Source organism: Hazenella coriacea, assembly GCF_004341825.1.
Lineage (GTDB): Bacteria > Bacillota > Bacilli > Thermoactinomycetales > Thermoactinomycetaceae > Hazenella > Hazenella coriacea.
In genome coordinates this window covers 1-12,530 of record NZ_SMAG01000005.1, presented here as the reverse complement: position 1 = coordinate 12,530, position 12,530 = coordinate 1, and the positions used below count along the sequence as shown (strand labels likewise).

11 protein-coding genes and 1 rRNA gene are annotated in these 12,530 nt (G+C 39.8%); 2 read left to right on the top strand and 10 right to left on the bottom strand.

Annotated features, from left to right (window positions below; genetic code table 11):
* Positions 1–4: 4 nt before the first annotated feature.
* From mutS to EDD58_RS09745, 8 genes are all read right to left on the bottom strand, one after another.
* Entirely contained in the window at positions 5–2,623 is a 2,619-nt protein-coding gene (mutS, locus tag EDD58_RS09780) for a DNA mismatch repair protein MutS (RefSeq protein WP_131925038.1), read from the bottom strand.
* Positions 2,624–2,699: 76 nt separating this feature from the next.
* Entirely contained in the window at positions 2,700–4,091 is a 1,392-nt protein-coding gene (locus EDD58_RS09775; RefSeq protein WP_131925036.1) for a putative amidoligase domain-containing protein, read from the bottom strand.
* A 197-nt stretch (positions 4,092–4,288) separates the two neighbouring features.
* Positions 4,289–4,879, bottom strand: coding sequence for an outer spore coat protein CotE (cotE, locus tag EDD58_RS09770; RefSeq protein ID WP_131925033.1), 591 nt, complete (start codon positions 4,877–4,879; stop codon positions 4,289–4,291).
* Positions 4,880–4,968: 89 nt separating this feature from the next.
* Positions 4,969–5,397: a YlbF/YmcA family competence regulator gene (locus EDD58_RS09765; protein ID WP_243648713.1), complete on the bottom strand. Its 429-nt coding sequence runs from the start codon at positions 5,395–5,397 to the stop codon at positions 4,969–4,971.
* Between the two features lies 1 nt (position 5,398).
* Entirely contained in the window at positions 5,399–6,880 is a 1,482-nt protein-coding gene (gene miaB / locus EDD58_RS09760; RefSeq protein ID WP_131925027.1) for a tRNA (N6-isopentenyl adenosine(37)-C2)-methylthiotransferase MiaB, read from the bottom strand.
* A 383-nt stretch (positions 6,881–7,263) separates the two neighbouring features.
* Positions 7,264–7,476, bottom strand: a complete 213-nt coding sequence (locus tag EDD58_RS09755; protein ID WP_131925024.1) for a hypothetical protein — start codon at positions 7,474–7,476, stop codon at positions 7,264–7,266.
* A gap of 463 nt (positions 7,477–7,939) precedes the next feature.
* Positions 7,940–8,269 (bottom strand): hypothetical protein, encoded by a 330-nt coding sequence (locus tag EDD58_RS09750; protein WP_131925021.1) that lies wholly within the window; start codon positions 8,267–8,269, stop codon positions 7,940–7,942.
* A gap of 390 nt (positions 8,270–8,659) precedes the next feature.
* Positions 8,660–9,742, bottom strand: coding sequence for a YtxH domain-containing protein (locus tag EDD58_RS09745; RefSeq protein ID WP_131925018.1), 1,083 nt, complete (start codon positions 9,740–9,742; stop codon positions 8,660–8,662).
* Between the two features lie 386 nt (positions 9,743–10,128).
* On the opposite strand from EDD58_RS09745, the gene EDD58_RS09740 reads away from it, so the two are divergent.
* Both EDD58_RS09740 and EDD58_RS09735 read left to right on the top strand, forming a co-directional pair.
* Positions 10,129–10,932: an RNA ligase family protein gene (locus tag EDD58_RS09740; protein ID WP_131925016.1), complete on the top strand. Its 804-nt coding sequence runs from the start codon at positions 10,129–10,131 to the stop codon at positions 10,930–10,932.
* Positions 10,911–12,104 (top strand): AAA family ATPase, encoded by a 1,194-nt coding sequence (locus EDD58_RS09735; protein ID WP_207903287.1) that lies wholly within the window; start codon positions 10,911–10,913, stop codon positions 12,102–12,104. Before EDD58_RS09740 ends, EDD58_RS09735 begins: the two co-directional genes overlap by 22 nt.
* Before the next feature lie 87 nt (positions 12,105–12,191).
* Here the strand turns inward: EDD58_RS09735 and EDD58_RS15275 are convergent, their stop codons facing one another.
* Positions 12,192–12,326 carry a hypothetical protein gene (locus tag EDD58_RS15275; RefSeq protein ID WP_279389110.1) on the bottom strand — a complete coding sequence of 45 codons (135 nt, stop codon included), beginning with the start codon at positions 12,324–12,326 and terminating at the stop codon, positions 12,192–12,194.
* Positions 12,327–12,465: 139 nt separating this feature from the next.
* Positions 12,466–12,530, bottom strand: a 16S ribosomal RNA gene (locus EDD58_RS09730); the annotation flags it as partial.

The following is a 12,530-nucleotide window of genomic DNA, read 5'->3' as shown; positions in this document are numbered from 1 at the left end:
AAAGCTAATCGTTTAACTTCTGTTTCAATTGATATAATAATTGCATGGACTCAAAAGGTGTATGGTTCATCAAATCCCATGACTTCAACGTTTCCAAAACTTCTTTTTCGGCTTCCGATAAGCCAACCTCTTTGACAATAATCTTCTCCTGAGATGGTTTCCAATCAAATAAACTGAGCTGTCCATCTGTGGAGGAATCTTTTCCACTCTTCTCAAAACGATTTTCCAATTCAGCGAGAAGTACTTTAGCCCTCTCGATGACTAGCTCAGGAAGCCCAGCTAATTCCGCCACATGGATTCCGTAACTACGATCAGCTCCGCCTGGCACAATTCGATGTAAAAAAATGACCTTCCCATTTTTCTCTACACATTTGGCGTGAACATTCACTAGACGAGATAATGGTTCATCGAGTTGTGTTAATTCATGGTAGTGTGTGGAAAACAAGGTCTTGGCTCCAATATGATCATGTATATATTCAACAATTGCATGGGCTAACGCCATGCCGTCGTAAGTTGACGTCCCTCTCCCTACTTCATCTAATAAAATTAAGCTACGCGAAGTCGCTTCTTTTAAAGCATGACAGGTTTCAGACATCTCTACCATAAATGTACTTCGTCCACCAACCAGATCATCCGCAGCCCCAATCCTTGTAAAGATCCGGTCAACAATCGGAACCTCCGCTAGTTCAGCTGGTACAAAACTTCCGATTTGTGCTAACAAGGTGATGAGAGCAACTTGTCTCATATAAGTACTTTTACCTGCCATATTAGGACCTGTAATTAATAATATTTGGCGCTCGGTAGCATCCAATTCGGCATCATTGGCAATAAAAGAGGACGAAGATGAGCTTGCTTCAACAACTGGATGACGCCCCGCTTGAATCTTTAAGTGGTCTCCATCATGAATCATCGGGCAGACATACTGATACTGACGAGCAATCGAGGCAAAGGCATGCAAGACATCCAACTCAGCTACCTTTTCGGCAAGGCTTTGTAAACGATGTACATGTTCTGCTACTTGTTCTCTCACCTGAGTAAATAATTCATACTCCAAGTCGACTGATTTTTCTTCTGCATGCAAGATCAGTTGTTCCCGTTCTTTTAACTCAGGAGTGATAAACCGTTCTGCATTGGTCAGTGTTTGTTTGCGTTGATATCTACCTTCGGGCAGAAGACGTAAGTTAGACTTAGTCACTTCGATATAGTAACCAAATACCCGATTGTAACCAACCTTTAGAGATTTAATCCCTGTTATTTCACGCTCTTGTTTTTCTAACTGAGCAATCCAACTTTTCCCGTCCCGTTGCACAGACCGTAATTGGTCTAACTGTGGATCATGTCCTTCCTTGATAATCCCCCCTTCTTTCACAGAAATAGGTGGATCATCGAGAATCGCTTGCTCAATCCATTGACAAACATCTGGACAAGGATCCATCTCCTCACCAAGTTGTTGCAGACGAGGACTTGTCGTTTGTCTCAACTTTTCTTTTAACTGTGGGATCTTTTCTAATGATCTTTTAAGTGCATTCAAATCTCTTGCATTGGCTGATCCATAAGAAACACGTGCCGATAACCGCTCCAAATCATAAACTTGTTTTAGATGATCTTGTACTTCGTCTAATAAAATAAAGTCATCTAGAAAAGCTTGTACAACCGCTTGACGTTCTTGAATGGCTGTCCGATCAAGGAGTGGTTTGTCTAGCCACTTCTTTAACATCCGACTGCCCATCGCAGTTGCCGTACGATCTAGAAGCCACAAGAGAGAACCTCTCTTTTTCCCTTCGCCTAAAGTAAGAGCCAACTCTAAATTTCGACGTGCAGCATCATCCAACATCATATACTGTTTAGCATCATAATGATTTAATCGCTGTAAATGTCCCAATGAGCGCTTTTGAGTCTGTTGTAAATAGGAGAATAACAGACCCATCACTTTTCTGAGAAGAGGAGTCGTACAAACCTGGAGATAGGAAGGAAATTGTCTAGACAACTCTTGATCCAGCTGTAACTGATCTTCATGTTTCGATTCATAAGGAGTAAGTAAACAACGAATCCGTTGTTGTAAAGGTCCAATGAATGAAATCCTGTCCATTAGCTCTGGATCAACCACAACCTCCTTAGGTTGATACGATGAGATTTCATCAAGTACAAAATCGACAGAACCATTCACTTCAGTCACATGGCATTCTCCTGTTGAAAGGTCTGCAGCCGCTATGCCTATAGATGCTCCATCGTATGTAATTGAAACCAAAAAATTATTTTCTTGGTCATGTAACATGGTTTCTTCCATAATCGTCCCAGGGGTAATCACTCGAACCACTTCACGCTTGACTACGCCTTTTGCAGCCGATGGATGTTCTACTTGTTCACAAATCGCTACTTTATATCCTTTTTCGATCAGCTTTTCTACATAAGTTTGTGCTGAATGATAAGGAACTCCACACATGGGCACGCGACCTTTTCCACCATCACGGCCTGTGAGTGTGATTTCCAACTCCTCTGCCGCTTTTTCTGCATCTTCGAAGAACATTTCATAGAAGTCACCAAGACGAAAAAATAAAAAGGCATCCGGGTGTTGTGCCTTTATCGCTAAATACTGCTGTATCATCGGAGTATACTGTGCCAATCTGAATTCCTCCGGTTTTTATATAATCTATTATTTATTGATTGTAACATGAAAAAGGAAACAAGCGGTATATCTTTTACGCTCGTTTCCTTTTTTGATATGGGTAGATCCGCCAAACTCTTCTTAGGTCTCTAGTCTCATTCCACGAGATGCCTGATGTTAAATAACGATATAGTTGATCTAAATAGTTTTTATATAATTGATAATCATCTAAGCTCTTCAACTCTTCCCATAAGGTAGTGATCCAATAGGTAACTGTTAATTTATCCCCAGAATAATATGCTTTTTGTACATTAAGCTCAGATAATGGTAATCGTTTTAAAAAAGGATAATTAGCTGCGATTAACTTAGCTAACACAAGAACTCCTTTTGTCAGTGTAGGAGAAACTAACCAACTGGGAGGAGTTCGGTATTCAAATCCTCCATGTGGTTGATAACGAAAGTCGCCTAAAAAACCATATCTAGGCCTTCGCTCAGCCCCTCTCTTTGGATCTTCTACAGCTACCAACAAAAAAGACAAGTAATTATCTAAGGCTCTAAGTAATTTAAAATTAACTTTTACCCCACTAAAATGAATATGCCCACCGATTGGGAATCCCGGATATGGCATCGCTCCAGCCAACCAAACCGAAGGAGTTGCAGCCATTCTCTTAGAAGCTTGCATCAACCCTTGATAAATTCTCACTGCTAAAAGCCGAGGATCTGATGTAGGGTTGGGGCGTAACTCAACAATCGGTTTTTGTGTACGATCTTCCCCTAACCAGATCGCATCACATCCAACTTTTCCTCGGACCGGAAAATACTTAGACGCTACAAGTAATTTCCCCTTTGGCGATTTCATGATAAACTCAGGATCTGCTCCTAAAACGATCTTATCTAAGGAACCTTTTGCTTCCATGATTTGCTTTTGGTATAAGTCAAGCTCCTTGATAAATGCCTCTGCAATCTCTCGATTGATTTTCATGCTTGGCAAAATATTCATGATGGCAACTTTTCTACCTGTTCCTACCCCGCATTTTACGATTCCATAATCGAGCCCTGTAGCATAACACGCTCGAATCGCTAAATCCTGAACCCGCCGTACTTCTTTGCTCGATTCTGCTTGGGGAATACGATAAAACCGTTTTTTTACCTTCTTGTTAGCAGCCAACCACGCCTTTGATCCTTTCGAACGATACATCACGATCACTTTTGTTTGAAAAACACACAGAATATATTCTCTCAAAACTGCACCTGTAAAAGAGATGGGAATCCCATGTAATTGAAGAAGCTCCATCCGTATACGACGATCTTTCACTTGTGTCACTTGCGATTCATCATTCAAAACGAGAGCATGATCTGCAAAATCACCATCTGATAATAACTCTAAGCGAATCGATGAAGCAAGTTCAAAGTCATCCGTTATGATTCGATCACGAATCGATTCTTCCGTTTGTAATTCAATGTAAGGAAGGGTTATGGCTCCCATTCACCTTTCCCCTTTCATTCACGCACCTATAGTTGAAACACTATGCTCTCATGTTATGTGAAGAAAAGGAAAAAGGTTAGTCAAAAGAAAAAAGAAGGCATTCGCCCTCTTTTTCATCACTTTCTTCATTATCTACTTTTCAGTTAGGTAAATAAGAGCAAGACAACGAAGCTTGCTCTAGAAGCATTGAGTCTGTATTAATCTTCCAACTCGTCGATCACTATATCGGGGTCAAGTTCTTCATATTGATCTAAGTACTCATCATCACTTAACCCAGAGCTCATCATCTCTTTATCATCCATTTCGGCATGTTCAAGCGGATAGACGGCTACACAAATTTTTGTTTCCCCAATCATTTCAACCACTAGCTCTTTTTCCACCCGAACATGAACCGCTTTGTGTTCTTGGGGAGAGATGGATGCTTCCACACAATTAGGGGCTTGCGTAACTACTGTGCTTACTTCTACACTTGATTCGTGAGCATTACGATCATAGTATCCAAGTGGAACCTGCTCCGCATAATGAACAGTCTCTTTAACTACATCTGTTTTGGTATTGCCTTTTGTAGAGTACCAAATATTGATATCATAACTTCCTCTGACCTCTGCTGACTCCCCAACCTTGCTACATTCATACTTATGATTAATAACCCATGCGCCGAGGATCGTGTGAATATTTTCTGGTGGCTGGATGGAATGAGTCACTTGTGAAAATCGACGCCCTTTTCCAACAACCGCTTTTGTGACAACCTGACGATATTCGACAGCTCTATCTGTATTTGACAACATGCTCCCTCCTCCAAACATCGTTCCCTACAAGTGTATGCAGGGCTTATGTCTAGAGTGCAAAAACCCACGGAAAAACTCCGTGGGTTTGTCTATGATGAACCAGAACAGCCGCAAGGTCCGCCATGACCACAGCCTTGAACCATCTCTCCGCCTGTTTCTACATGAATTTTAGTAGAAACTGAATCGGCAAGTACTTGTTGAATCGTTTGCAGTAAGTCATTAACATGAACTTGGGATTGTTGGTATTCCCGAACAATCGGCAAGTTTTCTAACTCCGTTTGCAAACGATCTAATTCCTGTTCCAATAAACGTGTGTATTCTATTTTCTTAAAGTGTTTCGCATGAACGAGTTCTTTTTGTTTTCGCTTGATCGTTTCAATATACGTTTGAACAGTGTTACTTTTATTGATTTGCTCTTCCGCAAAACGGAAACGCTGGATTTCGCCACTTTCCTGAAGACGTTTGGCAAATTTCCGTGTTCGTTCTATTATAGGATGATCTTTTTGAATCCCTGTCATCTTAGACACCTGCCTGCATGACTGGCTCTTGGTCAACCCATACTCCTTTTAATGTCCATGTCTGTGGTTCATCAATACGAACATAAACAAATTTACCAATCAAATGCTTGGGTCCCATAAAGTTGACCAGTTTATTCGTTCGAGTACGTCCAGAAAGTACTTCGGAATTCTTCTTGCTCTCTCCTTCAACCAGTACTTCCACAATTTTACCACGAAGTTCTTCATTCTTTTTACGACTAATCTCATTTTGTAAATCATTTAGACGTTGAAGACGTTCTTTTTTCACTTCCATAGGAACATCATCTTTCATCTTAGCCGCCGGAGTTCCTTCGCGAGGAGAGTAAATAAAAGTAAAGGCTGAGTCGTACTCCATTTCTCTCATCAGAGAGAGGGTTTCTTCAAATTGTTCATCAGTCTCTCCGGGGAAACCAACAATAATATCGGTGGTAAAGACCGCATCTGGAATCGCCACTTTAATTTTTCGTGCTAATTCTAGATATTGTTCGCGTGTATATTTACGAGCCATAATTTTCAAGACTTCACTACTACCCGATTGAACAGGTAAATGAATATGCTCAACCAGATTTCCACCCTTGGCAAGAACTTCAATCAAATGGTCATCGAAATCACGTGGATGGCTAGTTGTAAAACGGACACGAGGGATTCCGATTTTCCGTACGTCATCCATGAGATCTCCAAAGGTATAATCGATTTCCTCAAAATCTTTTCCATAAGCATTTACATTTTGCCCCAGCAATGTAACTTCTTGATACCCTTTCCGGGCAAGCTCCCGAATTTCATCTAACACATCTTCAGGACGACGACTCCGCTCTTTCCCACGGGTATATGGAACGATACAATAGGTGCAAAATTTGTCACAACCATACATGATATTGACCCATGCCCGTAAACCATCCTCACGAACCTTAGGCATATTTTCAATAACATCGCCCTCTTTAGACCAAACTTCAATCACCATCTCTTTACTAAATAATGCGTTTTGTAAAAGATATGGAAGGCGATGAATATTATGAGTACCGAAAATCAAATCAACATGTTGGTAGTTTTTTAAGATTCGATTAACCACGGACTCTTCTTGAGACATACATCCGCAAACCCCTAAAACGAGGTCTGGCTTTTCTAGTTTAAGGTGTTTGAGACGACCTAATCCCCCGAACACCTTATCTTCTGCATTTTCACGAATCGCACAGGTATTTAATAAGATCACATCTGCATCTTGTTCATCTTCAGTTGACGTATAGCCCATTTGTTCTAAAATCCCTGCAATCGTTTCACTATCATGAACGTTCATCTGACAACCATACGTTTGGATGAGATATTTTTTCCCTTCACCCACATTTTGCATGTCTTCGGGAATATCTTCAAAGCGCAATACCTGCACAGATTCTTTTCCACGCTTTTTAGCTTGTTTCAAATCAGGTGCAGTGAAATATTGGCTGTAATCTTTCACTCGTTTACTCATCCTAGGTCACATCCTTTCGATCTAAATCAACCACATCTATACAATGAAAAAGTAATTTCCATTCAAAAAAATAGCTCTCCGCAATTAGTATATTATAACTGATTCCCCTTGATCCTTCAATAAAGAACGGTTGTCGCAACTCTCAAATAGAGTAATCCCACCCAGTTGAAAGATCAGTAATGTCGATTAGGCAATATTCACCTACATGTTCGTGCATCGGAGCTCGATTTTCGCTCTCCATGAGCTAGTCCCTTGCAAAGAAATAGTTTAACAAAGAACAAGAGGTATTCCCAGTATGGAACACCTCTTTCTATAGCTATACTACTTCGTTTTTGTTCAAACTCATTCGTCCCTCTTCTACTAATCTTCGAATCCATAAGAGTTTAAGGATTTGAAGGGTGAGTGATAATCAAATCTCGTACTCCCATATTACGTTTTTTCGGAAGTTCAATCAGACCGATTCTTTTACCTGATTGTTTGCTATAGATACCTATTCTTCCCACAATATCTTGTCTAGACTGTGGATCATTTTGCGCCTGAGAGAGCACATATATATTCTGAGCGTCCAGATCCGCCCTCACAACTGCCAGTAGCATCGATTTTATCTATCTTCAGACTATTCCTACATGGAGGTAAACTAATCTTTAATCTTTCTCTACTGCAACAACCACTTTAATAAATTAAAATAAAGCCACTTGATTCAATTCATTAAAGTGAGAGGTTATTACCTCTAGCAAGCAACTTTTTTTGAACCGACTACAACAATGAACCAGAGACAAACAACCTTAGGTTCACATATGACCCAAATAACTGGTTGAGAGCTACCTCTTAAAAATCCATCTATACAAGTTTCTAATTAACACAAATGGTAGACAAAAGATGGACCAAAGGAACGCAATGATTTCATAAAACCACTCTTTAATCTCCAAGAGAAGTCCTTGTTTCACTCCATATTCCCTCATTCGAGAAATAATAATAACAATAGGGACACCAATAACGAAAAGTACAACAATGATACCAATGAACATTGTCATATACTATATACCTCCATTGAAAACCTTACCGATGTAAGAGTTTATAAAGTGTCGCACCTAGTAAACAAAAGAAAACAGACATACCCAATCCTACAATGGAGATCTGATCGACCTTGAATGCTAACAGTGTAATCATCGCATTCACAATATATAAAAGGAAAGCAACAATAAACGAAGAAATCCAAGGATGTTTATTCTTCTTCGCTGTAAAGTAGCCTGCGAATCCATACATCAACACCATAATAATGACAGGGACAAATTTAAATTGAATCAAAGTGGTTAATCCCGCAATCCCTCCAAAAAAATTCCCCATAAATAAACCACCTAAAAAACCTATACATATACGTTTCAACATAAGTTTAAACACTCCTACATAGTAGGTTACGAACCTGTCTTTCTACTCAATGAAGATCCACCTATAAATGCTTAACACTTCACACTTCATCCGAGAAAATAGAGCCTATAAATCAATGATCCTAATTTCTCAATAAAGATAATCATCATCGACATATCAACAATAAGAGCTATCACTGTGGAGCTCTTTGAAAAAGAAAAAGAGAAGGCAACTTTTCATCGAGAGATTTCGATGCCTTTTACCTCCTCCAAAAAATCAAAGGGTATAGCAAACTTCTAATCTTCTGGCAAGGAACAAGTCATGGAGAAAGAAATCACACTCTAACTCTCGATGGAACGGGTGATTATTTTCTAATTGACACGACTGAACAACTGAACAAATGTATATTTCTTATTTAAACCAACCACCGACAAAGTTTTTTACTTTACCGACCCCCTTCGATACTGCATTTGACACTTTGTCTTTTACTGCACCCGCTTTATCCTTCACACTGCTATATACAGACTGGATCTTGTCCGATACCCCATCGGGGACAACCGCATGAATCAATTTCTTGACTCCGGATTTTACAGCGTTTTTGATTGCAATACCAGCGGCGGTATTTGTCAATGCATACAGTCCTACTCCAGCCACAGCACCAATCACTGTTCCTACAAGAGGAACTGAAGATCCAAGCGCAGCTCCAGCCGCAGTACTCGCTAAAAAACCAGCTGCTGCAGAACCTATAGCCGACCCAGCTGCAGTGGTTGCTGCCGCCAATCCCGTTTCAACAATTGCAGAAGATGACCAGTCTTTCCAATTCTCATGACCTTCTAAAGTGGCTGTAAGTAATCCACTAATCGCTCCTGATTTCAATGAAGAAGCAAGTGTATGCTTTAACGCAGGCATAAAGCTATTGAAATGATTTTTGACTGGTAAATCTCTGACAAATTGCCCTGGGGAGCCTTTCACAGGTTTTAAATTAGCGGCTTTTTTTTCTAAAGCATTGGTAATCTGCCCAGTGACATGATATCCAGTTAATTTACCATTGGCATTATACTTCGGAACAAGTCGTTGACCCTTCTGATGAGCAAAAAAATACTTGATGCCTACATCTTGGGCTGCTTTTCTGATCCGCTTACCTAGATTCGGCTCTTTGTATTTATTGTCATAAGGTTCCCAGCCATTATTAGGTGCTGGACCCGGATCTGTTTTAGAGGATGGATCACCTGAAGCAGGTTGTCCTGGGGGATTCATCACTAAATCTCCATCCGTCGATGATGGAGTTCCTCCACTTCCCGGTTGAATCGTTACTTCTCCGTTTAAACTATTTTCAACTTTTTTCGTAATGATCTGATTAGTACTCTCACTACCAATCGTCATGTAAAGCAAACTGACTAAGATGACAGCGGCTGCAATGATAATGATGTACTCCATGGTGGACGAGCCCTTGTTTCGCTGACGAAAACGGGGCCACTGAACGGCTCGCTGCAAGTAAGTACTCCCCCTTTGACAAATTACATCGAAGCTACAAATAAACTGCCTCCATGAGGAAAATGAAAATTAGAAAGTTTACAACGGAATTCAAAGCCAAAACTTCAAGTTCCCTCGCTTTTGCTTCATATTTTGCTAGTTATAAGCTATATTCTATGTAATCATTGAATTCAAATATATCATAAAGGAAGAAACCGTCAATATAAATGTATATATTATCACCATTTATTAAATTTTAGTTATCATACTTCAGCGACCGTTCCAAATAGATTCTATTGTATAATATAAACATCATGAATGAAGGGACTGTAAACGATGTAAAGGGCCACCATCATTCAGCTGTTTTAAAATTCTCGTTTACTATTTTTATAGGAGTTAACCAAATAATGAATCAAATATATAAATACCCGCGTACTCCACACATAGAAGGCTCTGGTTTACAAACAGGTGATGATGATCTACAAATTGCTTCTTTCAAACAAATTTGCAATCGTTTTTTGGTGATTGAAGAAAAAATGGATGGAGCCAATTGTGGAATTAGTTTTGATCGACATGGAGAGTTATTTCTACAAAGCCGTGGTCATTACTTAACTGGTGGAGCACGTGAACAACAATTTCATCTCTTTAAAAGTTGGGCTTATGGCTTTGCTTCCGATTTATGGTCTCTATTAAGTGATCGCTACATCATGTATGGTGAATGGCTCTATGCCAAGCATACTATTTTTTATACTGACTTACCCCACTATTTCCTTGAATTTGATATTTTTGATAAGGAGACCCACACTTTTCTTTCCACTGCTCGCAGGATGGAAATGTTAAGAAAAGCTCCGTTCATCCATTCAGTAAGAGTGTTACATGAAGGAAAATTAAAATCACATACGCAGCTAAGCTCATGGGTGGCTCCCTCTCCATTTATTGATCACCCACAGCTCAAGCAAAAACTACAATCAATTGCAACTCAACATGGTGTGGACCCTGATCAGATCCTTCGTGAAACGGATCTGAGTGGACAGATGGAAGGGTTATATATCAAAGTAGAAGAAGAGGATATCGTTAAAGAAAGATATAAGTTAGTGCGAAAAGACTTTATCCAGACTATTATTGAATCACAATCACATTGGATGAATCGACCACTCATCCCCAACCAGCTAAAAGGGGGTCAATTTATTTGGCGACTCCATTTGATGTGAAAAATAGCTGTTTTTTAAAGTTTGTTAACACCAAAGGAAAACTGGATCGCAAGCTTCTTTACCACCACTTTTCGTTTTTGAAGCAACTACGAGGAGTTCCTCAAGAACCAAAGTATCACGCTGAGGGAGATGTAGAAACTCATACTTGGTTGGTTGCCGAGGCTCTTTTACAGCTCAAGGAATGGCCTTTACTATCACCACTAGCCCAACAAACTTTACTTATAGCAGCTCTCTGTCACGACATTGGGAAATCTGTCTGTACAAAGATCGATGAGGATGGAGCTATTACCTCACACGGACACGCACGAATCGGTGCCCTCATGACTCGTAGCTATTTATGGCAAAACAGTTCATTGACGATTCCATTTCAGCTTCGAGAAATAGTCGTCGCTCTCGTCCGTTATCATGGACTACCCCTTTGGCTATTGGAAAAAGAAAATCCAGAGAAAGAAGTTTATACAGCAAGCCAACGAGTCCCGCTTCACCTACTCTCTTTATTAGCTGAAGCAGATGTTCGTGGGAGAATCTGTGCAGATCAAAATGAACTACTGGAGAAAATTGAGCTATTTCGCCTATTTTGCCAAGAACACGACTGTTATCAAAAAAACAAGTCGTTTCCTGATGCGCACACACGTTTTCTCTATTTTCAAAACCAATGGCAAACCCCTGATTATGCAGCTTATGACTCAACTGAGTTTCAAGTCTTCATTCTATCTGGACTCCCCGGATCGGGAAAAGATACCTGGATCAAGAAGCACATAAACCATTTACCCGTGATTTCTTTAGACGAAATTAGAAAAAAACTAGGTGTCTCCCCCAGAGAAAAACAAGGAACCGTCATTCACCATGCGAAGGAACTTGCTCGTGTTTATATGCGAAAAAAACAATCTTTTGTCTGGAATGCCACTAATCTTACTCGTTTATTACGTGAACCATTAATTGGTCTCTTTACTTCCTACGGAGCTAAAGTTCACATCATATATATCGAGGCCAGTCTCAACACTTTACTCAAGCAAAATCAACAAAGGGAAGATGTCGTACCCCTCAAGGCAATCCAGCAAATGGTCCGAAAACTAGAGGTTCCACAAGTTACAGAAGCTCATGAGGTGCAATGGATTATCAATGAAGAAAGAATCTGTTCACTCAGCGAATCTTTTTACTCCATGCTTTAAGTAAAATCATTCACTTAAAATCTTAATAAAAAGAGAGCCGATCACTTTAATGTGGATCGGCTCTCTTTTTGAGTAAAATTCAAGTCCTCATATTATTTTTTCTGTCGTTGTTAAATACCCCTTTTTGACTAAATGAGCAGGGCAATAACCTGAAAATACAGGATTTCCTCTTCCACCTTCTTCAGTTGTTAAAAATCTTATTTTCGCTTCAATATCAACCATTTAAATAATCCTCATCAAAAAAATCCCCAAAAGCTTTTTGGCTTTTGGGGATTTGTATTCCCTGAAAACTAAAGAGTGAGTATAAGCATGACCTGAGAGAGAAAATTCATTCGTCATGTATCATAAAGATACTCCGTAGAAAGGAGGTGATCCATCCCCACCTTCCGGTAGGGATACCTTGTTACGACTTCACCCCAATCATCT

Coding starts and splice junctions, on each gene's coding strand:
- EDD58_RS09775 (WP_131925036.1), bottom strand. CDS start 4,091: ATGGGAGCCATAACCCTTCCTTACATTGAATTACAAACGGAAGAATCG.
- cotE (WP_131925033.1), bottom strand. CDS start 4,879: ATGTTGTCAAATACAGATAGAGCTGTCGAATATCGTCAGGTTGTCACA.
- EDD58_RS09765 (WP_243648713.1), bottom strand. CDS start 5,397: ATGACAGGGATTCAAAAAGATCATCCTATAATAGAACGAACACGGAAA.
- miaB (WP_131925027.1), bottom strand. CDS start 6,880: ATGAGTAAACGAGTGAAAGATTACAGCCAATATTTCACTGCACCTGAT.
- EDD58_RS09755 (WP_131925024.1), bottom strand. CDS start 7,476: ATGCTACTGGCAGTTGTGAGGGCGGATCTGGACGCTCAGAATATATAT.
- EDD58_RS09750 (WP_131925021.1), bottom strand. CDS start 8,269: ATGTTGAAACGTATATGTATAGGTTTTTTAGGTGGTTTATTTATGGGG.
- EDD58_RS09740 (WP_131925016.1), top strand. CDS start 10,129: ATGAATCAAATATATAAATACCCGCGTACTCCACACATAGAAGGCTCT.
- EDD58_RS15275 (WP_279389110.1), bottom strand. CDS start 12,326: ATGGTTGATATTGAAGCGAAAATAAGATTTTTAACAACTGAAGAAGGT.